Origin of the sequence: Streptomyces sp. PTY087I2 (assembly GCF_001687325.1) — a bacterium.
Taxonomy (GTDB): Bacteria; Actinomycetota; Actinomycetes; order Streptomycetales; family Streptomycetaceae; genus Streptomyces.
Genome location: NZ_LZRD01000005.1, coordinates 297,171 through 322,736, shown reverse-complemented (window position 1 = coordinate 322,736; position 25,566 = coordinate 297,171). Strand labels below are relative to the sequence as shown.

The 25,566-nt window shown below is 72.0% G+C and carries 17 protein-coding genes and 1 pseudogene; 8 read left to right on the top strand and 10 right to left on the bottom strand.

The window, feature by feature from the left end; all coding sequences use genetic code 11:
• Positions 1–249, top strand: a pseudogene (locus A3Q37_RS37695) (hypothetical protein); the annotation flags it as partial.
• Positions 250–288: 39 nt separating this feature from the next.
• Here A3Q37_RS37695 and A3Q37_RS07580 read toward each other — a convergent pair.
• From A3Q37_RS07580 to lanKC, 4 genes are all read right to left on the bottom strand, one after another.
• A complete protein-coding gene (locus tag A3Q37_RS07580; protein ID WP_065479506.1) occupies positions 289–1,350 on the bottom strand; it encodes a lactonase family protein in 1,062 nt (353 codons plus the stop codon).
• Positions 1,351–1,354: 4 nt separating this feature from the next.
• Complete coding sequence (locus A3Q37_RS07575) at positions 1,355–3,346, bottom strand: FAD/NAD(P)-binding domain-containing protein (protein ID WP_065479503.1); 1,992 nt, start codon at positions 3,344–3,346, stop codon at positions 1,355–1,357.
• Between the two features lie 11 nt (positions 3,347–3,357).
• Entirely contained in the window at positions 3,358–5,124 is a 1,767-nt protein-coding gene (locus A3Q37_RS07570; protein ID WP_065479497.1) for an ABC transporter ATP-binding protein, read from the bottom strand.
• 315 nt (positions 5,125–5,439) lie between these two features.
• Entirely contained in the window at positions 5,440–8,133 is a 2,694-nt protein-coding gene (gene lanKC, locus A3Q37_RS07565) for a class III lanthionine synthetase LanKC (RefSeq protein ID WP_079137694.1), read from the bottom strand.
• 178 nt (positions 8,134–8,311) lie between these two features.
• Here lanKC and A3Q37_RS07560 point away from each other — a divergent pair, with 178 nt between their 5' ends.
• Positions 8,312–9,301 carry a helix-turn-helix domain-containing protein gene (locus A3Q37_RS07560; RefSeq protein ID WP_065479490.1) on the top strand — a complete coding sequence of 330 codons (990 nt, stop codon included), beginning with the start codon at positions 8,312–8,314 and terminating at the stop codon, positions 9,299–9,301.
• 244 nt (positions 9,302–9,545) lie between these two features.
• Here the strand turns inward: A3Q37_RS07560 and A3Q37_RS07555 are convergent, their stop codons facing one another.
• Entirely contained in the window at positions 9,546–11,045 is a 1,500-nt protein-coding gene (locus tag A3Q37_RS07555) for an FUSC family protein (protein ID WP_065479487.1), read from the bottom strand.
• A 214-nt stretch (positions 11,046–11,259) separates the two neighbouring features.
• Here A3Q37_RS07555 and A3Q37_RS07550 point away from each other — a divergent pair, with 214 nt between their 5' ends.
• The 3 genes from A3Q37_RS07550 to A3Q37_RS07540 all read left to right on the top strand — a co-directional run bounded on the left by A3Q37_RS07550 (position 11,260) and on the right by A3Q37_RS07540 (position 13,693).
• On the top strand, positions 11,260–11,511 hold the full coding sequence (locus A3Q37_RS07550; RefSeq protein WP_255311762.1) for a hypothetical protein: 252 nt from the start codon (positions 11,260–11,262) through the stop codon (positions 11,509–11,511).
• 161 nt (positions 11,512–11,672) lie between these two features.
• Positions 11,673–12,182, top strand: a complete 510-nt coding sequence (locus A3Q37_RS07545; RefSeq protein ID WP_065479481.1) for an Lrp/AsnC family transcriptional regulator — start codon at positions 11,673–11,675, stop codon at positions 12,180–12,182.
• A gap of 329 nt (positions 12,183–12,511) precedes the next feature.
• Positions 12,512–13,693 carry a serine/threonine-protein kinase gene (locus A3Q37_RS07540; protein WP_065479475.1) on the top strand — a complete coding sequence of 394 codons (1,182 nt, stop codon included), beginning with the start codon at positions 12,512–12,514 and terminating at the stop codon, positions 13,691–13,693.
• 59 nt (positions 13,694–13,752) lie between these two features.
• On the opposite strand, the gene A3Q37_RS07535 is transcribed toward A3Q37_RS07540, so the two are convergent.
• A complete protein-coding gene (locus A3Q37_RS07535; RefSeq protein WP_079137692.1) occupies positions 13,753–14,745 on the bottom strand; it encodes an aldo/keto reductase in 993 nt (330 codons plus the stop codon).
• Positions 14,746–14,864: 119 nt separating this feature from the next.
• Positions 14,865–15,773, bottom strand: a complete 909-nt coding sequence (locus A3Q37_RS07530; RefSeq protein ID WP_065479472.1) for a family 16 glycosylhydrolase — start codon at positions 15,771–15,773, stop codon at positions 14,865–14,867.
• A 276-nt stretch (positions 15,774–16,049) separates the two neighbouring features.
• Between A3Q37_RS07530 and A3Q37_RS07525 the strand changes: the two genes are divergently transcribed.
• A complete protein-coding gene (locus tag A3Q37_RS07525) occupies positions 16,050–16,619 on the top strand; it encodes a DNA polymerase ligase N-terminal domain-containing protein (protein ID WP_065479469.1) in 570 nt (189 codons plus the stop codon).
• Between the two features lie 56 nt (positions 16,620–16,675).
• On the opposite strand, the gene A3Q37_RS07520 is transcribed toward A3Q37_RS07525, so the two are convergent.
• On the bottom strand, positions 16,676–19,402 hold the full coding sequence (locus tag A3Q37_RS07520) for a HEAT repeat domain-containing protein (protein WP_255311768.1): 2,727 nt from the start codon (positions 19,400–19,402) through the stop codon (positions 16,676–16,678).
• Positions 19,403–19,979: 577 nt separating this feature from the next.
• Positions 19,980–21,668 (bottom strand): hypothetical protein, encoded by a 1,689-nt coding sequence (locus tag A3Q37_RS36390; protein WP_065479466.1) that lies wholly within the window; start codon positions 21,666–21,668, stop codon positions 19,980–19,982.
• A 157-nt stretch (positions 21,669–21,825) separates the two neighbouring features.
• Here A3Q37_RS36390 and A3Q37_RS07510 point away from each other — a divergent pair, with 157 nt between their 5' ends.
• A complete protein-coding gene (locus tag A3Q37_RS07510) occupies positions 21,826–23,178 on the top strand; it encodes a geranylgeranyl reductase family protein (RefSeq protein WP_176711370.1) in 1,353 nt (450 codons plus the stop codon).
• Between the two features lie 50 nt (positions 23,179–23,228).
• Here A3Q37_RS07510 and A3Q37_RS07505 read toward each other — a convergent pair whose 3' ends face one another.
• On the bottom strand, positions 23,229–23,726 hold the full coding sequence (locus tag A3Q37_RS07505; RefSeq protein WP_065479457.1) for a hypothetical protein: 498 nt from the start codon (positions 23,724–23,726) through the stop codon (positions 23,229–23,231).
• Between the two features lie 108 nt (positions 23,727–23,834).
• Here A3Q37_RS07505 and A3Q37_RS07500 point away from each other — a divergent pair, with 108 nt between their 5' ends.
• Positions 23,835–25,562 (top strand): CDP-glycerol glycerophosphotransferase family protein, encoded by a 1,728-nt coding sequence (locus A3Q37_RS07500; RefSeq protein WP_255311761.1) that lies wholly within the window; start codon positions 23,835–23,837, stop codon positions 25,560–25,562.
• Positions 25,563–25,566 lie beyond the last annotated feature (4 nt).

Genomic DNA, 25,566 nt, shown 5'->3' with positions numbered 1-25,566 from the left:
GACAGCGGTACGCAGGCCGAGCTGACCGATGTGCTCGGCCCGCACCCGCTGCTCGCCGAGGCCCTGCACGTACGGCTGTCGGAGGCCGGTCTCGCGCGCGCCGACCGGGCCAGGCTGTTCACCGTCGCCACGGCCGCCGACGGCATCGTGCTGGCCACCGTGGGCGGCGAGGAGGCCGTGCAGGCCGCCGGGATCACCGGCATGCTGCTGGCCGCCCGGCTCGCCGTACCGGTGATGGCCGCCGCGCTGTGTTCCGGCTGTCGTGGCCGGGCGAGGCGGCGCCGGGGGTCAGACGAAAACGACGCAGGAGGCCGCGGGGACCTCGACGGAGCCCGCGTGCCGCGGGATGCCCGTCTCGGCGTCCACGGCGAACCAGCTGACGTTCCCGGAGTGCTCATTGGCCGCGTACAGCCACTGGCCGCCCGGGTCGAGGGTGAGGTCGCGGGGCCAGCGGCCGCCACAGCCGACGGTGGCCGCCAGGGCCGCCTTCTCGCCGCTCTCGTCGAGGGTGAACACGGAGATGCTGTCGTGCCCCCGGTTGGCGGTCCACAGGAAGCGCCCGTCGCGGGCGACGACCACCTCGGACGGGTAGGTGCGCACCGCCGCGTCGGCCGTCTCGTGCTCGGGCAGCACCGGGACCTCCCCGAGCGCATCGAGGCGGCCCGTCGCCGCGTCCCAGCGGCACACGGTGAGGGTCGGCTCCAGCTCGCCCAGGACGTAGGCGAGAGCGCCCGAGGGGTGGAAGGCCAGATGACGCGGTCCGGTGCCCGGGCGCAGCGCCGTCTCGCCGTGCAGCCGCAGCGCGCCGGTGGCCGGGTCCAGGGCGCAGACGCGTACGGAGTCGGTGCCGAGGTCCACGCTGACCAGCCAGTTCCCGGAGGGGTCGGCGAGGACCTGGTGGGCGTGCGGGGCTTCCTGGCGACCGGTGTCGGGGCCGCTGCCCTCGTGCCGGAGCACCGAGGCCGCCGCCCCGAGCGACCCGTCGGCGAGGACCGGCAGGGCGGTGACGCTGCCGGAGGTGTAGTTGGCGGTGACCAGGTGGTTCGCGGCGAGCGCGAGGTGGGTGGGCGCATCGCCGTCGACGGCCTGCGCGGAGCCCAGGAGCGTCGGTACGTCCCCGTCGGCGGCGAAGGCGGCGGCGACGCCGGGGGCGCTCTCCCCGACCGCGTACAGGACCGTGCCGCCCTCCCGGGGGCCGACCGCGAGGAAGGAGGGGTCGGGCACGGCGTCCGTGGACCCGAGCAGGGTCAGCGCTCCGGTCTCCCGGTCCACGGAGGCGGCGGTGATGCCGAGCCCGCCCGTCGAGGTGAACGACCCCAAGAATGCCCGCCCGGCGCTGTTGCCGATCATCGCGCTACCCCTCTTCACCGTCGCCGCGATCTTCACGGGCGACGGTAGCAGGCAGGCCACTGCGGTCCAGACCAATGCGGCTTCGCGCCTCGCCGAGTGCGCGGAGCGTCTCCCTGGCCACCGCGTCGCTCTGGTGCAGGAAAGGGTCGTTGGTACGCGGCCGGGGGAAGTCGCCCGGGCTGGTGACGAAGCGTCTGGGGTGCGGAGAGCCGTCGGGTCCCAGAGGGCGGGCTCCGAGCGTGTCGATGAGGCCCGTGGGCTGCCGTCGGCCGGTGGTGGGATCGGTCTGCACCTGTTCCCTGATCTCACGCTCACCGACGAGGTGGAGGAGCAGGGGATCGGCCACGCGAGTGAGGGCTCGCCCCGGCAGACGGGCCTCGATCAGGGCCCGGGCCCGTACGACCCGGTCCAGGCTGCTGGTGCGCGCTTCGAACATGCCGCCTCTGCACGTGACCTTCATGTTCGCGCCGACGAAGTCGACGACGCCCGCGCGGGCGAGAGCCAGGAGCTGTTCGAGACGTGGTCCCGGCGGGCCGCTGGTACGGAACCGGCAGAAGTCGAAGAAGGCCGTCATGCTGTGGCTTCCGTTGCCGGGCTCGACCTCTCCCCGCTGGACCACGGCCCACAGCGCCTGCGAGATCGAGAAGATGGCGTGGTAGACGGCCAGATGGGCGCTGTACCGCGGGTTCCGCCCTCTCTCCAGGTCGTCGGCAAGGTAGTGCAGCATCCACGCACGCAGGGCGGCAGCGTCGGAGAAGCGGCGGTTCGCCAGCGGTCTGTCCAGCCCGTCGACGTCGATGCGGTCACGGCTGTCGGGCACGGCCTGCTCGATCAGGTCCTTGAACTCGGGGCTCTGCCACTGCGCGGCGTCCAACCGGTCCAGGAACTCCCCGGCGTCGACTCCAAGGCGGTGGGGATGGGAGTGCGCCAGCTCCCGGTAGCCGGCCACGGTCAGCTCCCGGGCGAGGGCGGGCCACAGGTCGGCGGCGAAATCGAGGGAGTGGTCGGCGAAGTCGGCCGGGGAGAAGTAGCGAGGTACCCGGGGTGGGAGCCCCGACAGGACGTATCCGAACTTCGAGCGGTACGGCACGCCTCGGCGGGAACCCACGTACAGCCTGGGTTCCCGGCCCGACGGCACATAGCGCAGCTCGCCCGACGGCTCACGGCGGAAGCGCCCGCCGCGTCCCTCGGTGAGGAGCACCATGATGTCGATGAAGGTCAGCCCGAATCCGCGCATCAGTACGGGTTCTCCCGCAGGGAACGCGTCCAGTGAGACGTCGGAGGTCTGCGCGGTCGGCTGGTAGCTGAGGCGGTGGGCTGCCGCGTGCTGGGCGAGCCGGGGTTCCGGACCGTGCGGTTTCACCTGGAAGTGGCCCTGCGCCAGGATCACCAGGTCCACGTCGAGGGTCCCGCCGTCGTCGAGTCGGACGCGCTGGCGGCCGTCGGGCAGATCGCCCAGGGACAACACGGACGCCCGGTGCGTCCGGACCCGGGCGCTGGGCGCGGCAGCGGCGACGGTCCGCCGGAAGAACCAGGAGAGGTAGTCACCCGTGAGCCTCCGTGAGGCGAACCAGCCGGCGTGGACGCGCGCGGCTTCCTCCCGCGTCCCCGGGGCGGGCTCGTAACCCGGCGGAAAGGGGAGGTCTCCCGCGGCGAGATCCCGCGCCCACTGTTCCAGCGTGGGGCCTTCGACGGCGGGGCCCTGGCAGGTGACCGTGTCGTCGGTGAAGAGCGTGCACTCGTCGGCCCGGGTGTTCGACCAGAGCAACGGTGACTGGTCCTGGCGCCATACCCGTCCGGCACCCACCGGATACGGGTCGATGACGTGGATGTCCAGGCGCTCGTCAGGGGCGAGGAGATGTGTGTTCGCGGCGATGCGTTCGAGTACGGATGTCCCGCGTGGTCCGCAGCCTACGATCGCGATGCTCGGACGCTCCGCCCGGTGCGGGGCCGGGGCGCTTTCGTCGGCGCCGTCGGCACGACGGTCCTCGTTCATCGGTCCTCCCTTCAGGCCACCAGCAGTTGATGGGAGGCCAGGTCGCGGTAGAGCGTGCTGGACTCGATGAGCTCGTCGTGGGTGCCCGTGCCGACCACCCTTCCGTGGTCGACGACGACGATCTGATCGGCGTCGACCACGGTGGCCAGCCGGTGGGCGACGATCAGCAGCGTGTGTTCGGTGGGGATGGCGTCGATCGCCGCGCGGAACGCCTGCTCGTTCCTGGCGTCGAGATTGCTGGTCGGCTCGTCCAGCAGCAGGATCGGAGGCGCGGCGAGAAGCGTGCGGGCTATGGCCAGGCGCTGGCGTTCACCGCCGGACAACAGGACGCCGCCTTCGCCCACCTGAGCGTCCAGTCCGAGTGGAGAACGCTTCACGACCTCGTCAAGGTTGACGCGGGCCAGGACGTCGGCCATCTCCTCGTCGGACAGGCCCGGTGCGGACAGTGACAGGTTCTCCCGGAGCGTTCCGGCCAGGATCGGCGCCTCCTGCTCCACATAGCCGAGCCGGCTGCGCAGTTCGTCCCGTGACACCTGGCGGATGTCGGCCCCGCCCAGCCGTATCGCGCCGGACCGTACGTCGTAGAAGCGCTCGGCCAATGCCAGCAGAGTCGACTTGCCGGCGCCCGACGGACCGACCAGGGCCGTGCGGGTGCCCGGGGAGACGGTGAAGCTGATGTCCTCCACGACCGTCTCACCCCTTTGGTAGCCGAACGTCACACGGTCGAAGGCAAGCACGGGGACGGATCCCCTGCCGAGGACCGGGGCAGCCCGCCGGCCTTCTCGCGACGACTGGACGCGTACGACGTCCCCGTCCGTCTCGGTCGGCACACGCAGCACGTCCTCGATCCTCTGAAGCGCACCGAGGCCGGTCTGCAACTGGGAGTAGGCCCCGATGAGCTGACCCATCGGCATGATCAGAAAGAACAGGAACAGCACGAACGCCACGAGGTCGCCGACCGAGAGCCCACCGGCGGCGACCCGGGCACCTCCCACTCCCAGTACCAGCAGGAACACTCCCTGCGTCGCGATGTGCGCCACGGGCACCGTGAACGCCTGTAGTCGGGCGAGCCGCAGCCCCATCCCATGAGCACGGCGGGCACTGTCCACGATCGTCTCGGTCTCCCGTTGCTCTCCCCGCGCGGCCCGGATCGTCCGTACGCCCCGGATCGCGCGCTCCAGTCCGGACGTCATCTCTCCGAGCAGCATCTGGGCCTGTTCGGAGGCCGGGCGGGTACGGTGCGCGATCACCGCCGCTCCCGCGAGGCCGGCGACCAGGCCCCCGGCTGTGACCGCGAACAGCAGGGGGTCGACCAGGAACGCGGCGACTGCCGCGCCCATGATCATCAGCGCCCCGGTGAAGATCTCGAACAGCCCCGAGGTGACGACGGACCGCAGCATCGAGCTGTCCGATCCGATGCGGGAGAGCAGATCCCCGGTGCGGCGGCTGTCGTACTCGGCGACGGGGAGTCTCAGCACATGCCCCGCGAGCCGCTGTCGTATCCGCAGCACAACGCCTTCGCCGACGCGCCGCAGCATGTAGTCCCGGAACCCGTTGATCACGGCCGCTCCCACCAGCAGCGAGACGAGCGCGACCGTGGATGCCACGGTCGACCGCGACGCCGAGATGGCGTCGATGACCGACCGCACCAGCACGGGCTGGAGGAGCGTCCCGCCGGCGGCGACGAGGGAGAGTACCGCCGCGAGGGACATGGCGAGCGCGTGCCCGCGCATGTAGCGCACGAGGTCGCGGGTCCGCACCCGGCCGGCCTGCTTCATCGTCGTCCTTCCGGAGGGAAGGGCATGGCACTCCACCTGCTCTCTCGTACGTTCCACCGATGGCCCGGCCGGCCACGCCGAGGGCTTGCATCGAGTGACGCCGCCCCCGACGCGGCCGAGTTCGGTCAGCAGCTCGTGCTGATCCAGCTGCACTTGCAGCAGACCGACGTCCAGCTGCTCGCGAGGACGTCCTGGTTGTTCGCCTCGGACTCCATTCCCTGGAGCCCCAGTACGAAGTTCGCCATGGTGTTCACCTCCTTCCCTGATCGGACTGCGGTGGTCTCGGCTGCTTGCGGCACGGGCCGCGAGGTGCGGTCAGCGGTGCTCGGATGTGGTGGATCCGGCGCCGGCCGCGGTTGCCGAGAGGTCATGGTGGGGAGGCGCCCAGGGTTCGGGGCCGAGGAACGGCAGCAGTTCGCTGGTCCTCCCCGCGAGTACGTTGATGAGCTGGAGCACTCCGGCTGATCCCGTACCCAGGTCTGTGGAGGCGCGGAGATTCTGGTCACCGGGGAAGACGAGGCCGAACTCGTCGGACAGCGCGTGAAGGTTGAGGGATGCCACGCCCTCGTCGATGCGCTTGTCCACATCGGGCCGGTCGAGGCGGTGCTTCACCTGGTGCAAGGCGCCGACCAGCCCGGCTCTCCCGTTGAGCAGTCCCGCTCCGATGCTGAACTCGGTGACACAGGCGAGGCTCAGCTCCGGCAGGGCACGTTCGATCCGCTCGTCGCTCACATGCCGGAGGATCAGGTCGCCCACCATCGCCACACCCGCGCTGCCCGTCGCGAGGTAGGGCAGCACCCGGGCACCGTTCTTGACCTGGAGGGTGCCGTCGGGCATGGACTCGCATTCGTCCAGGTCCCGGTGCAGGGCGGTGACGGCCGCTCGCAGCCAGCGTTCCTCGCCGGTCATCTCGTACATCCGGATCATGAAGAGAGCCAGTCCCGACCAGCCGTACAGCAGTCCGCCCCAGAAGTTCTCGACGGCGTTTCCGTTGCGGTCCCTGAGCAGCGAGTCGGCGGAGAGGGAGCCCGCACCCACGGCGAACCTGCCGGAGTCGACGGCCCCCTCGACGACGGCCGCGGCACGGACGGCGTGGTCGAGGAGACGGGGCTCCGCCAAGCGGCGATAGAAGTCCAGGCTTGCCAATCCGATTCCGGACAGGCCGTCGAACAACTTCGTCCCGAACAGCCCCGCGCTCTCCTCCACAACCCTGTCGTAGATCGCGAACGCGGTGTCCTCGCGGCCCATCCGGTGCAGGACCCGGCAGATTCCGGCAGCTCCGTCGTACAGCCCCAGCCGGGGGACACGGCTGGTGAGGGTGTTGTGCTCCAGCCAGTCGACGTAGGGGGCGAGTTCGGTGCCCCCCGCGGTGTGCAGGGCGTCGATCACCCCGGCGGCGCCGAAAGCGACTCCACCGCCGCCGTGGAAGAACTGATTGATGTCTCCCGGGAAGAGCCGGTCTCCCCGGTCCGGTGTGGCCGTCCGGCGGATCGACGCCTGGAGCGCTCTCTCCTGGAGGAGCCAGGGACCGGCCGCCGTGGTGAAGGCCAGGTCCGGCTCGGCGGGTCGCAGTCCTGACTGCGCCGGGCCGGGAGCCGCCAGGGAGCGGCGCAGCTCCGCCACCACGTCCTCGTCCAGCTCCAGACGGTCCCGGGCCGTGTCGATGAACGTGGCCGCCTTGGCCGGGCACAGCGCGAGAAGCGAGATCAGCGGAAAGTACAGGCACAGGCGGATGGCGTTGAGCGAGTAACGATCGGCATCGAATCCACGTAAGGAGTCCGGTGCGACGAATCCGGGAACGCCGAGTGGTCGCGGCCCGGCGTCACTTTCCCGCCGCATGGCTTCGAAATCGATCAACGAGATGTTCAGATCCTCGTCAATCATGACGTTACCCGGGTGCAGGTCGTTGAACACATACCCCCTCTCGTGGACATTCCGTACCGCCTGCTCCAGCTGATCCATGATGACGTCCACCGAATCCCGGTATTCCCGAGTCTCGTTCCCGTCACCGGATCCCGAAAGGAAGAGATAGTTCTGCGCGACCCAACTCTGCAAGGACTGGCCGTAGACGTGTTCCATGGCCATGAATTCATGCCCGCCCAGCGTGTGGCAATCGAAGACCTGCGGGATGCCGGGAAGTCCCTGTAGTTCGGACAGGACCGCGTACTCTCTCCGCACCCGCACGGTCGCATCCTCGCCGGTGCGGTCCAGCCCCGCGTAGGGCCTGCCCTCCTTGAGGACTAATTCTGTCCCGTCCCGGAGCCTACGGGCTCGGTAGACACCGCCACCGTTGGAGAAATGAAGGACTCCGAGCACATCGTACGGAAATTCCGAGGGCTGCTCGCCGGACATTCGCGGATGGACCGATTCCGCGAGGAAGTCCGGAACCTCGACCCATTCGGGGAGCACGAAGCGCGGCTCGCGGTGATCGGCCACCAACACCCCGTCGGGCCGTTCGATCGCAGCGACTTGAGTACCGTCGTCCACGTGGGCGAACCGGAGCACGAAGGCTCCGTACCGGATGTACAGCGGCCCCTCGTTCCAGCGCAGGTCGCTGAGAATGTACGGTCCCGGCCAGCCGCCGATCTCCTGGTCGAGGTCTTCCAGCGTTCTGTGCAGCTCCTCGGGGCTCCGGGTATAGATGGTGATGAACTTTCCGCTGGCCTCGCGGGGTGCGTACTTCGCACTTCTCGCCTGCATGACCAGGGAGTGCGGAAGGAACTTGAAGTGGAGCCTGTGCTCGAAGCAGTATTCTGCTACCTTCTTCAAGGTTTCGATGGCATTTTCCGGAGTGCTGGCAACATGTATCTTCCAGCCCTGCACGGGAAGTTTCGGGGTTTCGGTCGGAGGTTGGATGCGAGTCCACTGCTCTTCGACCGATCGACGCCATCCGGACGGCTCTTCAATATGACTTCCGTAGTCTGTCCAGCCCTCATCCAGAGCCACTCTTTCCGGGGTCTCATAAAATCTAGGGTTGGCTACACAGTAAGCCGGATAACGGAGATCCATTGGATCATCCTCCCCCGTTCCGTAGCAGCAGATTCCGGACTGCCTCCATCGGCGATGTCAGTGAGTCTGCCAAAGTGTCGCGACGTAGTCCTTAGCGAAGCGGGACTTCTTCTTGACGGTAAGCGCCATGTACAGTCATCTGGTCTACGCCACCAATTCGGGGGAAGGTGTGTAACACATGCAAGCCGAGCGATTGAGTCTCGCCGAGCGGTTCGAGCGGTGGGACGACGAGATCAACTCGATGCCCTGGCCGCCCCACCTGGCCATCGACTCTCCCGAGCACCTCCACACACTGGCCGACAGACTCGACCTCGGCCCCCTCAGACTCTTCCGATCAGCCCAGCCGCCGACGGCGGCCATGGGCTCGCCGGGCCACGGGGCCACGGTCGCCCCGGACCAGTACCACCTCGTACTCCCCCTACAGGGCGAGATGAAGTTGGGGAACTCGCCCCGCATCAGGGTCTTCACACCGGGCGACATGTTCCTGACCGACACCTCCTGTCCCTCCGTACTCCACGGCGACGCCCCTCCCGCTCACCAGCATCTCGATGTGGCGCCCTCGTCCCTGGTGGCCCTGCGGCTCCAGATCCCCAAGGAACTCGTCCCGTTGCCGGCCGACCTGATGGACTCGCTGATGGTCACGCCCTTGCGGCAGCACAACGTGTTCGGCCTGACCCTGTCGCGCTTACTCGTCGACCTCTTACGCCACCCCGTCACCTTCTCCGCCGCGCAGGGACACCGGCTCTCCGGCGTTCTGCTGGAACTTCTCGCCGGGATGCTCGGCTCGCACACGAGCGAGGACGCCACGTCGGAGGGGGCCCACGACAGCCTGTTCGTCCGTGTCCAGGACTTCATTCAGCAGCACCTGGGGGAAGCCGAGTTGACTCCCGCACAGGTCGCCGCCGAACACCACATCTCGCGCCGTCACCTGCAACGCCTCTTCCAGCAGCGCGGCATGACGGTGGCCGCCTCGATACGTCAGCAACGACTGGAGCGCGCACGCTGCGACCTCATCGCTCCCCACCTGGCCACCTACCCCATCAGCGCTATCGCCGCCCGGTGGGGTTTTCGTCACGCGGCCGACTTCAGCCGCGCCTTCCGCAAGGCGTACGGGGTCGCGCCGTCGGACTACCGGCTCGCGCGGACAGGGATGCGCTGCGGCCCGTGAGGGACCGTGGCTCAGGCACCCGCCGCGAGTAAGGGGCTGTGAAGCGCAACGAGCGAGGCCCCCGGGCTGTTGATCGAGATGTCCGGCATCTCGATCACGTTGCCCGGGGGCCTGGTCGGTCATCCGTCCTGCCGCACTCGGCCTGCGGCATCCGCTCGGTGGAACGGGTCACCATGTCGGTCATCACCCGTGAGGGCGACCGGCGCCGTGGGCACCTCCGAGGGGAGGGGACCTCTGCCGTGATTCAGGCGTTCGTCGATGCCGCGGAGGGAGCGTGGCTCAGCGGGCTGACGAGTGCGGCGAGCGCTCGCTCCAGACCGTGCAGGTGGGCCAGGGCCGGGTCCGCGGCGGCGCCGGGCAGCTCGGGCAGGTGGAAGCCGCGGGCGCCCTCGGGCGCCGTCAGGGCCTCGACGGCCATCTCCACCCGGGAGCACGCGGCCGACAGCCGCGCGTCGTGCGAGGCGTCCGGGTCGGCGGCGATGGAGGCCAGCCCCCGTACCTCCCGTACGCAGTCGTCCAGCAGCGCGATCACCTGGCGGGCGCGCGCCTTGCGGGCGGGCAGCGGGCTCAGGGGGTGCACCAGCGGCGCGAGGGAGAGCCGGACCCGGCCGAGCAGCACCTCCAGCTCCGCGACGCGGGGGGCGGGGTCGGCGAGCGTCGAGCCGGCGAGCCGGTCGGCCGCCTCGGCCGTGCAGGCGTGCACACAGCGCAGCGCCTTCTGGATCCATGCGTCGGTGATGGCGTGGGTGGTGACGGGGAGGACCAGCAGCACGGCGAGCACCGCGCCGAGCGCGCCGACGGCGGTCTCCGCGACGCGCAGCCAGAGCAGAGCGGCGTCCAGGACGCCCAGCGCTCCGTAGAGCATGCCGGCCATCATGGTCACGAACAGCATCATCCAGCTATACGAAACCGCCGCCGTGTAGAAGATGCCGAAGACGCCGACCGCGACGACGACGGCGGTCGGGACGGCCGCGCCGTCGAGCGGGATGGCCACGGCGAAACCGGAGACGATGCCGACGACGGTCCCCAGGACCCGGCGGAATCCGCGGACGAGCGTTTCGCCGCGGGAGGTGGTGTTGACGAAGACCCACCAGGTGGCGCCGACCGCCCAGTACCACCGCTCGTCGGACAGGACCTGTCCGATGCCGAGCGCGAAGGCCCCGCCCAGGGTGGCCTGGACGGCCTGCCGGGTGGTGACGCGCAGCCGGCCCCGGACCTCCGGCGGAGCGGGCTGGGCGGGGGCGGGGAGCCGTCGCTCGTAGCACCAGAGGCCGAAGCGCACGGTCGAGGAGGCGCACAGGGACAGCGCCACGGCGGCGTACAGCTCGGGCAGCTGGCCGGGCACGGTGTGCAGGAACTGGGCGGCGAAGAACATCATGAACGCGAAGACGCCCAGCGCGTGGCCGCGCGGCCCCCAGCGCCGGGCGTACACACCCGCCCCCATCACGGCGAGGAAGGTCAGATCCCGGGCGACCGGCTGGTCGTGCAGGACCGCCGCGACGGCGAGGACGGGCAGACCGGCGACGGGGAGCAGGGCGGTGGTGACCGCCTGCCCGCGCACCGTCGGGTCGGTCACGGTGAAGAGGGCGAGCAGAGCCGCGAGGCCGCCGGTGATGGCCGCGACCAGCGAATGCCCGACGAGCCCGCACAGCGCGACGGCGAGGCCGATGCCGACCACGGCACGGGAGGCGAAGCGCAGCCGGACCCGCCCCGGGTCCGGCGCCACGAACACCCTCTTCAGCACGCTTCCACCCCTTCCGCGTCGCCGCAGAACTCGCATGAAAAAGGCGCCGCGGAAGTCCGCAGCGCCATCGACGTCACCATTGCAGCACCCGTCGGGCGCTTGGATCAAATCGGGCGGAATTCTCTGTACCAATGGCCCAGTGCATTCCGCTTTGCTTCGGCCACCGGCGTGCCAACGGACCACCGTTGCTCATGCAGGCGGGGCGAACCTCCTGGTGTTCCTGGGGCTCCTTCCGCTCGACATCCTGGTGGGCGGCTACGCCTGGCTGGCCGTCGGCATGGAGGGCTGGGCCGCGGCGCACAACGGCGAGGACGCCGTCCTCCCGCTGACGGAGCTGCTGTGGAGCGGGGGCGTGCTGGCGGCGATCGGGCTGGCCGTGTGCTGGGGGCGGTTCTGGGGAGCCGCCGTCGCCCAGTTCGCCCTGACGGCCGTGCTGATGGCCGTGCTGTCGTCGGCCTACGGGTGACGGATAACGGGTGACTGCGAGTGATAAGTGGTGCGCCTGTCGCCGCCTCGGCAGTCTGAGGCGGCCCGGGGCGGGTCGGGTCCGGGCGGTCCGGGGCGGTCCCCTCACTCTGGGTAGAGTCGGGGCCGGACAAGGGCGGCTCGGAAGGAGATCGGCGGATCATGGCGGTGGACGCTCTCGACACCCGGATCCTGCGCCTGCTGATCGAGCAGCCGCGCACCAGCGTCCGGGAGTACGCACGCATCCTCGGCGTGGCCCGCGGCACCCTACAGGCCCGGCTCGACCGGCTGGAGCGCGACGGCGTGATCACCGGCACCGGGCCGACCCTCTCCCCCGCCGCGCTCGGCCACCCCGTGCTCGCCTTCGTCCACCTGGAGGTCACCCAGGGACATCTGGTCGAGGTGGGCGACGCGCTGGCGGCCGTACCGGAGATCATCGAGGCGTTCTCGACGACGGGCGGCGGCGATCTGCTGACCCGCGTCGTCGCCCGGGACAACGGGCATCTGGAGGACGTGATCCAGCGGCTGATCCAGCTGCCGGGGGTCGTCAGGACCCGGACCGATGTGGCGCTGCGCGAGCGGGTCGCGCACCGGGTGCTGCCGCTGGTGGAGTCCGTGGGACGCGCGGCGGGCGACCGGGACCGGCCGGGGGCCGGGACCGTTCAGGGCTGACCCGCGAGGTGTTCCGGCGGCCGGAGTACGGCACCGCCGGAGCAGCGGCTCGGCGGACGGATCACGCCCCCGTCCGAGCGGCGTACGGGCGCGCGGCGGGCCGGGTGGTGTGGCGGGCCGTCAGCCGGGCCCGGTGAAGGGGCCGTCGGGGTATCCGGGCTCCGCCGGACCGATATCCTGATCATGTCGTTCGCCGCACCGCCCTGAACTCCGCCGGAGACCGGGTGCCCCGGGGTGCCGACAGCCGGAGCGGGCCACAATTCGAGATAGGTGTACAGGTGCTGGTAGCTGGTCGGTACCGATTGGTATCCCCCATCGGTCGTGGCGGCATGGGCGAGGTGTGGCGCGCCACGGACGAGGTCCTGGGCCGGGCCGTGGCCGTGAAGCTCCTGCTGGGGGACCAGGCGGACGCCTCGTCGACCGCCCGCTTCCGGCTGGAGGCCCAGACCGCCGCCCGGCTGAGCCACCCGCATCTGGTGGCGGTGTTCGACTTCGGCGCCTGGGAGGACCGGTTCTTCCTGGTGATGGAGCTGGTCGAGGGGCAGAGCCTCGGAGACCTCCTGGCCGCCCAGGAGCGCGTCCATCCCGAACTGGTCGCCCGGATAGCCGGACAGGCGGCCGCCGGTCTTGCCGCCGCGCACCGCCAGGGCATCGTCCACCGCGACATCAAGCCGGGCAACCTGATGCTGGACGCGGACGGTTCGGTGAAGATCGGCGACTTCGGGATCGCCCAGTTCGTCGACGACCCGTCCACCGCGCTGACAACGGCCGGTCACATCGTCGGCACCAGCCTCTACCTGGCCCCCGAGCGCGCGCTGGGACGTACCGCCGACTCCGCGTCCGACATGTACTCCCTGGGCTGCGTCGTCTATCAACTGCTCCTCGGGCAGCCCCCGTTCCGGTCCGACACCGCGACCGCGACGCTGTACCAGCATGTCGACACCCCGCCGGTCCCGCTGCGGCAGCGCGGTGTGGAGATCTCCGCCGCCTTCGACTCGTATCTGCTGGGGCTGCTGGCCAAACAGCCGGAGGAACGGCCCACCGCGCAGCAGGTCTCCGACTGGTTCCGCACCGACGCCTGGCGCGGCCGGGCGGAGCCCCTCCCCGTGCAGACGCCCACGTCGCACCGGGCGACCGCGCCCATGGCCCCGAAGCCCTCCCCCGCGGCCCCGCCCGCACCGGTCGGCCCGACGACGTACCGGCTCCCCGGTCCCACGGGGCGCAGACGCCAGGCGCCGGCCCGTTCGGCCCCCGCCCGCCGGCGCAGCACTCGCGAGGCGATCCGGCGGCGCCCCAGGGTGGCCAGCGCCATCGCGGGCACGGCGACGTTCCTGGCCGCCGTGTATCTGGGGATGATCCTGTTCTCCCCGGACTCCAGCTCCGCCGGTACGCCGGACCAGAGCCCGTCCTCGGCCCCGTCCCAGGACACCGGCGACGGCGCTGCTCAGCAGCAGGACGGAGGCAGGGGCGAGGACGGGGGCAGGGACGGGGAGGACGAGCAGGACGACTGAGTCCCGCTCGCCGCTCTCCCGTCCGCCCCGCCCCTCCCCCGCTCATCCCCCGTCCGCCGTCACCAGCGGTCGTGGACCTCCGCGCGGATCGACCGGTCGTACAGCTCGCGCACGGCGTCCAGCGTGCTCTGCGGCAGCGGCGGCAGTGCGGCGGCCGCCGCGTTGGCGCGGGTCTGCTCCACCGAACGTGCCCCGGGGATCACGCTGGTGACGCCCGGCTGCTGGATGATCCAGCGCAGCGCGGCCTGCGCGGGGGTGGCGCCCTCCGGGGCCAGCTCGGCGAACTCGGCGGCCGCGGCGACGCCGGTGGCGTAATCGATGCCGGAGAACGTCTCGCCCTGGTCGAACGCCTCACCGTGCCGGTTGTACGTCCGGTGGTCCTCGGGGCCGAAGACGGTGTCCTTGGTGTACGTGCCGGAGAGCAGCCCGGAGGCGAGCGGGACCCGGGCGATGATGCCGACGCCCGCGGCGGCGGCCGCCGGAAGGACCTCGTCGAGCGGCTTGAGGCGGAACGGGTTGAGGATGATCTGCACGCTCGCGACGCCGGGGCGCGCGATGGCGGTCAGCGCCTCGGCGCAGGTCTCGACGCTCACCGCGTAGGCGGCGATCCGCTGCTCGGCGACCAGGGTGTCCAGGGCGTCGTAGACGGCGTCCGAGGAGTAGACGGCACTGGGCGGGCAGTGCAGCTGTACGAGGTCGAGCGTGTCGGTGCCGAGGTTGGCCCGGGAACGGTCGTTCCAGGCACGGAAGTTGTCCAGGACGTAATTCTCCGGCACCTGGTCGGCGCGGCGGCCCATCTTGGTGGCGACGAAGACGTCCGCGTCGGGGCGGTTCTTGAGATAGCGGCCGATGAGCTGTTCGCTGCGGCCGTCCCCGTACACGTCCGCGGTGTCGAAGAAGGTGACGCCGGATGCGACGGCCGCGTCGAGGACGTCGAACGCGTCGTCCTCCGCGACCTCGCCCCAGTCGCCGCCGAGTTGCCAGGTGCCCTGTCCGACGACCGAGACGTCACGGCCGGTCCTGCCGAGTGTGCGCTGTTCCATGGGGATCATGCTATTCCGCTTCTCCTGTCGGAAGGCGTGGGCGGGTGGCCGGGGCGGACGGGGTGGACGGCGGCAGGAGCACCTCTGCCGCCGTCCACGCTTGAGGGCTCCCGGTCAGCCGCCGGTCGTCACGAGGTCGTCACCCGGACGTAGTCGATGACCATCTGCTGCGGGAACTGGGTGGAGCCGTCGGGGTCGCCGGGCCAGTAGCCGCCGACCGCGAGGTTCAGGATGAGGAAGAAGGGCTTGTTGAACACCCACTGGTTGCCGCCCAGGTCGGCGGGGGTGCGTCGCTGGAAGACGTTGCCGTCGACCGACCAGGTGATGGAGTCGGGGGCCCAGTCGACGGAGAAGGTGTGGAAGTCGTCGGCGAACGCCTGCCCGTCGGGAAGGGTGTACGCGGCGCCGATGCCGCCCGAACCGGAGTAGCCGGGGCCGTGCAGGGTGCCGTGAACCGTGCCGGGCTCGAAGCCGACGTTCTCCATGATGTCGATCTCGCCGCTGTCCGGCCAGCCGACGTTGCCGAAGTCGTCGCCCAGCATCCAGAACGCGGGCCAGATGCCCTGGCCGCGCGGGATCTTGATCCGGGCCTCGACATGGCCGTAGGCGGCGGCGAACTTGCCGGAGGTGTTGAGCCGGGACGAGGTGTACTCGCACGCCCCGTACCAGCACTGGTAGTTGCCCGGGTTCTCCTTCCGGGCGGTGATCACGAGGTTGCCCTGGCCGTCGAGCGCGGCGTTGTCGTTGCCCGGGGTGTAGTACTGCCGCTCGTGGTTGTTGACGTTGTCGCCGGTCTCGATCTGCCACTTGCCGCCGTCCACGGCGGCGCCGGCCGGGCCGTCGAACTGGTCCTCGAAGGCGACGGCCATGGTCCCCGGTCCGGGGGCCGGTGAGTCGGCGGCGGGTGCGGCGGACGCTCCGCCGGGGAGTGCGGTGAGGATGGCGGAGCAGCAGAGCAGCGAGGCCGCGTAGAGGGCGACGCGGCGGCGCCGGGAGACACTGCGCGCCATGGAGTGCGTGGTGGGGTGCACGGTCATCACATCACTTCGCGTGGGGGGACACGCACATGCGAAGGGCATGCGCATGACAGGTCGACGCCGAGAGGTGAACGGTTGGGGCGATCACCTCGGGCGCATATTTCAACTCTTGATTTAAGGGAGTGCCGCAGGAGCCGTCAATAACTTGGTCCGGACCGGAGAAGGAACGGCATGCTTCATCGGCATATGCGCCTGAAGGCATCGAGCCCGTCGTGCGGTTCCTCGCGGGCGGCGGCAGAGTGGAGATACGGACCGGGGCGGCGAAGGGAGCACGACGTGGAGAACGACGGCACACCGCGGCCCCACTTCGTCGTGCAGATCCATGACGCGCGACGGCTGCACTTCGACTTCCGGCTGGAGGTGGACGGCGTACTGAAGTCCTGGGCGGTGCCCCGCGGGCCGTCGGAGAACCCCAGCGACCGCCGGCTCGCCGTGCCGACGGAGGATCACGCTCTGGAGTACCGCGAGTTCGAGGGGGTCATTCCCCGGGGCGAGTCCGGCAGCGGCACGGTGATCGTCTGGGACCAGGGCACGTACCGGCCACTCGGACACGACGGGCAGGGCGACTCCGTCCCCTTCGCCGAGTCCCTGGAGCTGGGCCACGCGACGTTCTGGCTGTACGGGTCGAAGCTGCACGGCGAGTTCGCGCTCACCCGCATCCAGAAGGGCGACGAGCCCGACAGCGGCGGCCATGAGGCCTGGCTCCTGATCAAGGCCAACGACCGCCTCGCCGTACGCGGCAGGCCGGGCTCACCGGACCCGTACCACGCCCGCTCCGCCCGTACGGGACGGACGCTGCACCAGGTCGCCGCGGCGGCGGCGCGGGGTGGGGGCGGCGAGGGCTGACGTGCGGGTAGGCGGGAACCCTTGTCTTCTCAAGCCCTTCCGTCCGTGCTCTCGGCTCAATCCTTTCCGTTCGTGATCTCGGCGAGCACGTCGGTGTAGAGCGACCGCCGGTCGGGGCGGGCGTGGGCCTCGGCCCGGCGCAGGGCCGGAACCGCCGCCCCGCCGAACCCGACGACCGCGTCCCGGGCGGCCCTGCGGACCACCGGCTTCGCATGGTCGAGGAGCCGGACCAGCTCGGGCAGCGCGGGTTCCCAGGCGGCACGGCCCAGCGTCCGGACCGCCCTGCGCACCACGTCCGGCAACGGGTCGGACAGCAGGAGCACGGTGAGCCGGGCGTGGGTGTCCCGGTCGAACAGGGCGCGCGAGGCCCGGTGTGCGTGGAGCCGGACCCCGGCACGTGGGTGGCGCAGCAACTCCTCGACCAGTGCGCGCAGTTCCGGGTCCGGACGGGCGTCGGGCCCGGGAGCGTACTCCTCGACGAGGCGGGTCAGGATCTCCCGGACCCGCGCGGGCGTGCCGGTGCGGGCGAGGTCGAGCAGCTCCGGCAGCGACGGCGGTTCCGCCGGGGCCGCCGGAACCCGGGACGGGGTGCGCAGGGATGCGAGCGCGGCGGTGTCCTCGGGTGCGGTCCCGGGGGTGCGCAGGGGGCCGTCGAGGAGGACGAGCCCGTCGGCCAGGGCCGCGCGGCCTTCGGTACGCAGAAGGCTCTCGGCCCTGGTCAGCGTGGGGGTACGCAGCAGACGCAGGCCGGTCAGCAGGTCGAGCAGTCCGCGTTCGCCCGCCTCGATACGGGGTGCCAGGAGGTGCGCGAGGGCATCGGCGGGGACGCGGCGCAGCGCGGTGCGGGCCGCCGCGTGGACGGCGGGCGGACCGTGTTCCCACCACTCGACGAGCAGCGGGACGAGCGGGGGCAGGTCGTCCTCGGGCAGCTGGGCCACCAGGCGCAGCGCCCGCTCGGGCAGCACTCCGGGGGCGGTCAGTTCCCCGCCGTGCACCGGGTCCGGGGAGGTGGGGGCTGGGAGTATGTCGTCCCGGCCGCGCAGATGTGCCCGGTCCGGGAGTACGTCGATCCGGCCGCGCAGGTACGCCCGTAGGACGGCACGCGACACATCCGGCTCGGGCCAGTCGCGCAGAGCGAGGGCGGCGGCGGTCCGGCGCTCCGGGCTCTCGGCGTCCAGCATGGCCAGCAGCCGGGACCGCTGGGCGGCGGACCGGGGCTGGTCGAGATCGCCCGCCCGCGCCGGACGTGCCGGGGCACCGGCGGCCGCGCTCGCCGCCCAGGTCTCGGCGATGGTCCACTCGGGCGCGTCGAGCGGCTGAAGCCGGGTCATCCAGTCGACGAGTCGCGCCCGTACCTGGGGGGTGGCTCCGGGGTACGCCTCGACGAGGGCGTGGAGCAGGTGCCGGGAGCGGGGGCTGGTGGGCGGGCGGACGGGACCTTCCGTGCCGGCGATACGCGAGGCTCCGGCCGCCGCCGCGGAGGTGGAGTAACGCCCCCGGAACTCCGCCAGCGCTTCCGGGGTCCGTACCGCATCGGCCAACTCCGCATGCCACTCGGCCGGTTCGTCGAGGGCCACGCCCTCTCCCGGTACGCCGAACGCCTCGCGGAGCACGGCGGGCGCGGCACGCCAGGGGTCGGCGCCCCGGTGAGCGGCGGCCAGCGCCCGGTCGAGATCGGCGCGGACGAGCACCGCGCCGAACCGCCGGAGCAGAGAGAGTATGGAGGCGGCCGCCTCGGGCCGGGGTGAGCCGCCAAGGCCCGCAGGCGGCAGGGCCCGGAGCGCCTCGACGACCGGGAAGCGCCGGCCGGCGGACACGTGGGGCGCGACGGCGTGCAGGACGTCGATCAGTTCCCCGCCGAACCCAGCCGCCCCTCCTTCACCCATGGCGGTGCCGAACGCGTCGGCGACCGTACCGGCGTAACGGGCGAGCACCGCCGTCTCGTCGGCGGACCACGGCCCCGGGCAGAGGCGCAGGGCACACCGCACCAGGCGACTGCGGATTCCGGCCTCGTCGGTACCGGCGGCCAGGTCGAGCCAGTGGCCCAACAGAGTTCGTGCCGAAGGCAGTTCGCGGACATCCGCCGCGTCCGGGGGCATGGACCGACGGGCGATGCGCAAGGCGAGCCCCGGGTCCCAGCCGGTCCGCAGCAGAGCCGTCACATCCGGGTCACCCCCGGCCGTGGCCCCGCCCGGGGCGTCCGGCGGCATCGCAACACCGTGCCGGGCCAGCGGTTCCGCCAGATCCGCCACGGAGCCCGCGGCGAGCCGTACGCCGCCGTCCGCGACGAGTGCCAGCAGGGCGGGGACGACCGGCGAGGCCCCCGCGTCGAGGGCAAGCACCGCGCGGGCGGTGACCTCGCCGTCGAGGGCACGCAGCAGAAGGCGGCGTGCGCGCTCGTCCCCGGTCGCTTCGGCGGCGGCAAGAATGGTCGCGGTGCGGGCGTCGCCCACGACCGCCCCCAGCGCCCGGGTCAGCGCGGTCCGCAGCCCCGGGTTGTCGTCGCGGCCGAGCGCGCGCAGGAGATGCGGAACGGCGGCGGGCGCCCCCGCGTGGAGCAGGGTGACCGCCGCCGTCTTCCGGATGTTCATGTTCGGGTGGTGGAGGCAGGCGGCGACCGCCTCGCCCGCCCAGTCGGCCCGTGCCGTGCCCAGCGCCAGCAGGGCCGCCCGTACGGTCCGGATGTCCGGGTCCGAGGTCAGCGGGACGAGCGTCGCGGACAGGGCTCGCGCGTCCGCGCCCGAGGCATCGTGGGCCAGCAGCGCGATGACGTGCTTGCGCACGTGCGGGTCGCGGCTGCGCAGCAGGCGGTGCACCCGGCCCCGGGTGGACGCGGTCGCGGGGACCTGGAGCAACGCCTTGAGCAGTACCGCCTGTTCGCCGCCGGTGAGCCCGGGGCGCTCCAGCAGGCCGAGCACGGTCGCGGTGAGGAACGCGTGGCCCGCGCCGGTGTCGTCCGGTGCGTCGAGCAGGCAGACGGGCCTGATCCGCCGCCTCCGCCACAGCCGGCTCCCGAGAGCACGCACGGCTTCCAGCGCCTCGGCAGGCAGCTCCGGTTCGCCGGCCGGTACGGGGTCGGGGTACGAGGTCTCCGCCCCGGGCCGGGGCGGCCCGGCGTCGGGGTCACGGGGCGCGGCGAGATCGCGCACGATGCGCAGGAGCAGGTCGGACACGAGAGGCAGGGCCTCCGTACCGGCGTACTCGGCGATCCGGCGGAGCGCCGCCACGGGGGCGTCCGCGTCCACGCGGGCGCGCAGCACGGCCAGTTCCCGTTCGTCGGGGGCGCCGAGGTCGGCCTCGATGGCGTACGGGAGGTGCCGGGGGTCGAGCCGGTCGAGCAGGGCGCGCCGCTGCTCCGGTTCACGGGTGAGGTGCCACAGGAGTGCCAGCGCCCGATCGCGTACGGGGGCCAGCTCGGGTGCGACCGGGGGGGCGGGGTGAGCGGTCCGGTGCCGGGGGTCGGTCGTCGGGTGCCGGAGATGGGTTGCCCGATGCCGCGGGTCGGCCGCCCGGTGCCCGGGAAGGGCCGCCAAGTCCCGGCAATCGGCCGGCCACCACCGGGGATGGGCTGCCAAGTCCCGGCAGCCGACCGCCCGGTGCCATGACTGGCCCGTCCGGTGCCCGGGATGGGCTGCCCGACACCTCGGGTGGGCCGTCCGGCGCCAGGCCCGGGGGGTCCACCGAGGCATCGGCACCGAACGCTCGGGCCAGTGCCGATCGCGTACGTTCTCCGCCGATGGCCTCCAAGGCGTCCAGTGCGGCCGACGGGGCCGTGGGCAGCAGGGCCAGTACCGCGTCCTCGGCGTTCGCGGGGCGCAGGGCCCGGATCGCGGCGAGGAACGGGCGCGGGGCCCGGGCGGCCGGGAGCAGCCGGGCGACGGTCTCGCCGATGGGGATGTCGGTGACCCCCTGCCGCTCCAGGGCGACCAGCAGCTCCAGGCGGCGCGGCCAGTCCGAGGAAGTGGGCGGGGCGCTGGTCAGGGCGTCGAACAGCGGGCGGCGGCAGGTGTACAGGACTGTGGCGACGTCCTCGGCCGGGAGCGTGTGGTCGGCCAGGGCCAGGTCGAGGACGGTCCCGGCGTCCCGGTCCGCCGGGAAGTGACCGCGCCGGTGCAGTCCGCGCAGACAGGCCAGCACGGGCCCGGCGAGCAGGAGGGGGTCCGTGGCGGCCAGCGCCACCAGGCGTCCGACGTCGGTGCGCTCCGCCCGTTCGCCCAGAAGTTCCACGGCCTGCCGACGCAGGACAGGAGCCCCGGCCGGATCCTCGGCCGTGTTCCACAGCACCGCGTGGTGCCCGTGCCGGGCTGCGGCCACGAGACCGGCAGCAGCAAGCTCATCCACCGACCGGGGCAGCAACGACGGGGCGACCGGAGTCACCGTCGCCCAGGGCTCGGCGAGTTCGTGCAGCGCACCGGTCACAACGTCGGCGTCCGGCGCGTCGAGCAGTCGCAGCAGCCGGTCGCGTACGAACGCCGGTGCGAGCAGTCCGGCGTGTAGTCCCTCGCGGGCCAGCCGCAGCGCCTCGGCCTGGAGGACCGGGTCACCGGTGTCGACGAGTTCGGCCACGAGACGGTCGGGGCGGAGCGCGTCGGTCGCGGCGCTTTCGCGGACGGCCCGGTAGAGGAGCTCGCCCGCCGGTTCCGTGCGCAGGACCGCCGGGTCGCCGAGGAGTTCGGTCCGCAGCCAGGCGATCCGTACCCGGGCGGGCAGCTCGGCCGCCCGCCAGTCCGGCAGCCGGGGGTGCGGCTTTCGCGCACCGAGCCGGGCGTGGAGTCCGGCGAGCAGGAGGGACTCCTCGGGCGACGACCCCACCGTATCGGGCAACAGGCGTGCCACCAGGGCGAGATGCCCCTGGGCCCCGGCGTCCGGGGTGTCCGCGCGCTCGGTGAGGAGCGTCAGGCCCAGGTGCCGAAGGCGCGGGACGGGGTGCCGGACCAGTCGGCCGAGCAGTTCCGGTGGGCAGGTGCGGGCGTCGAGGCGCCGGGCGAGGAGAGCGGCGTCGGCGCGGTCGAGGGCGTCGCTGAGCGGTTCGTCCGGCGGGGTGGTCACCGACGGAGCGTAGACGGCCGGTTCACTCCGCCGCCCCCGGTTATCGGGACGCCGGGTACCGCCCCGGCCCGTCGTGATCGATGATGTTGGCCGGGGCCGCCGCCCCGGGGCAGAGCAACAGCCGTTGGAGGAAAGGGTGGTCATGCGGGAACAGCCGATGGACCCGGCGACGACGACGGACCCGGACGCGCGGGAGGCGTCCCGTACGGACACGGACGCCCAGGTGATCGTGGTGGGGGCGGGCCCGGCCGGTTCCTCGGCCGCGTACCACCTGGCGCGGGCCGGGGTGGACGTGATCCTGCTGGAGAAGGCCCGTTTCCCCCGGGAGAAGGTGTGCGGCGACGGTCTCACCCCGCGCGCGGTGCACCAGCTCATCCGGATGGGCGTCGACATCACCGCCCCCGGCTGGACGCGTTCGCGCGGGATGCGCTGGGTGGCCGGGAAGCACCGGGTGCACATCGAGTGGCCGGCGCTGGGCCGCTACCCGGACTTCGGCCTCTCCCGCAGCCGGCACGACTTCGACGACATCCTGGCCCGGCACGCCGTGGCGGCGGGGGCCCGGCTGTACAGCGGCTGGAAGGCGGAGCGGCCGCTGACGGACCGGGCGGGCCGGGTCACCGGGGTCGCCGCGTCCTCGGACTCGCCGGACGTTCCGGAGCCGGTCGACTTCCGCGCGCCGGTCGTCATCGCCGCCGACGGGGCGTCCGCCCGTCTCGCCCTGGCGCTGGGCCTGGAGCGGGACCCGCGACGGCAGATCGCGACCGCCGCCCGGCGCTACTACCGCAGCCCCGAACGCTCCCGGGAGGAGTACCTGGAGCTGTGGGCCGACCTCCGCTTCCCCGACGGGGGCCCGTACCTGCCGGGCTATGGCTGGATCTTCCCGATGGGCGACGGCCGGGTCAACGTCGGACTCGGGGCGCTGCCGCACCGGCGGCACGGCAAGGCGGACCTGCGCGCCACGCTGGACCAGTGGCTGGCCCGTACCCCTCAGGAGTGGGGGCTGCGCGAGGAGAACGCGGAGGGCCCGGTACGCAGCGCCGCCCTGCCTCTCGGTTTCAACCGCCATCCGCTGTACGCCCGGGGGCTGTTGCTGGTCGGCGACTCCGGCGGGATGGTGAGCCCCTGGAACGGCGAGGGCATCGCCCAGGCGATGGAGGCGGGCGAGGTGGCCGCCGAGACCACGGCCCTCGCGCTGGCGCACCCCCAGGGCTCCCGCCGCGAACAGGTGCTGCGTGGCTACCCGGTGGAGATGAACCGCCGCTGGGGCCGCTACTACCGGCTGGGCAACACCGCCGCCGACCTGGTCTTCAGCCGCTCGGGCTTCCAGCCGGTGCTCAACCGGTACGTCATGGGCTCGCCGTTCCTCCTCGACCTGCTGGCCCGGCTGCTCACCGACCTCACGGACAAGCCCTCGCGCGATGTGGCGGACCATGTCCTCAACACGGCGTTCCGCCTTGTCCCGGCTCCGAAGTCGGGGTTGCGCGGCCTCGGCCGACTCCGGAAGGGCTGACCGCGGAGCGGGCGGGCCCGTGACGCTCGCTCCGACCCCGCAGGAGCCGGTCAGGAAGAGGCGGGCCGAGCGATGTCGTCCGGCTCCGGCCCGTCGTCGGCACTCAGAGCGCGACGGGCTTCCACCACGAACTGCTCCTTGGCGTCCTCCAGTTCGTCGGGACGGACCTGCCCGCGCAGACCGTCGGCGACGGCGCACGCCGCCCGGTGGACCTCCGACGGTCCTTCCAGGGCTACTTCGGCCAGGGCCGACGACAACGTGACCGTGCCCGGGTCACCGCCGACTCCGGTACGTGCCGCCGTGACGGCGCGCTCGGCGGCGTCCAGGAAACGCACATAGGTCTGTCGGCGCAGGTCGAGCACGCGCACCCCGGCCTGTTCCCGCAGGGTCATCCGGACCGTGTCCAGCATCGCTTCGGCCTGCCGCTCGCCGGCCAGCCGGGCGGCCTCCGCCTGCCTGATCCCGGCGCTGCGGCCGAACCAGCCGGTGACGGCGCCGCCCGCGATGGCGGCCGCCGCCGTGATCAGTGCGATCGCCCATTCACTCATGAACGGGATTGTCCCGTCCGGCAGGTGGCGTGCGCCGCCCGTCTTCGTCGGCTGGGACGGAGATCACGTGGGCTCGGTCGTGGCGATGCCGAGCGATACGATCACCGTATGCCGTCCCGAACCCGCGAACCGCGTCTGATGTGGGAGAACTTCCCCTTCTCGGACCCGCACCACAGTGGACCGACCGGGGCGACGGGCGACGGGCGGACAGTTCTCGTTGCCGTGAGGTCCGCGGTGGCTCTGTACCGCCTCCTCGACGTGCTGCCGGTGCTCGCCGGTGACGACCGGATCAGCACCTGTTTCACACTGGTGCCGGGGTCGGAGTTCGGTGCGGATGCCCTGACTGCCGTCGACACCGCAGGAGCACGGATCATTCCGTGGGACGAAGCCCGCAGCCGCGTGTTCGACCTGGTGCTGGTGGCAAGCCCGAAGGGCGATCTGCGGCTGCTGCACGGCCACCGCGTGCTCCTGCCGCACGGTGCGGGTTTCAGCAAGACGATCCGTAGCGAGGGCTCGCCCGGCTCCGCATCAGGCCTGGACCCGAAATACCTTCTGTCCGGCGAGGGCAGTCGGACGACCGTGCACGCCCTCGCCCATCCTCATCAGGTCGACCGACTGCGTGCCGCGAGTCGGTATCACGGCGATAGGGCCCGGGTCGTGGGAGATCCCACCCTTGAACGCCTTCTCGCCTCCCGCTCCCTCCGCGACCGGTACCGCGCCACGCTGGGAACCGGCGCACGGCAGCTGGTGGTGATCGCCTCCACCTGGGGCCCTCAGTCACTGCTCCGTCAACGCCCGGATCTGCTGGTGGAGTTGGCCACAACACTGCCTCACGACACCCATCAACTGGCTCTCATCGTGCACCCGAACGAACGGGCCCGGATAGGAACGTTCGGGCTGAGGGAGCACCTGGCGCCCGCTCTCGACGCGGGCCTGGTGCTCGTCGGGGCCCATGAGGAATGGGCCTCCACCCTCATCGCCGCCGACGCTCTGATCACCGACCACGGTTCGGCGGCTCTGTATTACTCGGCGGTGGCCGACCGTCCGGTGATCGCCGCCTGCGATGGGGGCGACGAGCTGATCGCGGGCAGCCCGATGGCCCGGCTGCTGGAGGCGGTTCCGCGATTGGGCCCGGCCCGGGAGATCCACCGCGAGCTGTCGGCCTACCGTCCGGGGTCCGGACCGAGCGCGGCCCGGGCCGCGTTCGCCGAGCAGGGACATGCTCTGGACCGCATGCGGCAACTGCTCTACGGACTGCTCGGTCTCACCGCGCCCACCGTGCCGGTCGAACCGCGGACGCTGCCCGCCGTGTCCCCCACGCCCTGTACACCGGTCGCCTTCGACGTCTTCCTCGACCGGAGCGGCGACCGGGTGCGGGTGGACCGCTTTCCCGCGGCCACAGGGCTGCCGGGGAACCACTTGGCCGTCGAATACGGCGCGGCAGGCGAGCGGAACGTACAGAGCGCCGGGTTGCTCTACCGCCGCCCCCTGGCCACCGGGCCGGGTCCGCTGGACACCGCGTGGACGGCGAGCGGGTGGTCGGCCCACGTCCTCGACCGGTACCCGGACTGCCGGGCGGCGGCCGCCGTGCTGCCCTCGGGGACGAGCGTTCTGCGGGTCCGGGGCGACGATCGGCTGCTCGCTGTCCGGACCGAGCCCCGGATCGAGGACGGCCGTATGGTCCGTGCCGATCCGGCGGCCGCGCTCTCCGCCGTACACGCCTGGGTGGTGAAGCGGGAGCAGCCGCCTCCCGCTCTCCACTGCGTCCTGGGACACCGCGACTTCCGGGTCGTGGTGTCACCCGCCACGACCGCCGAGGAGGCCCAGGCCTTCTGACCGG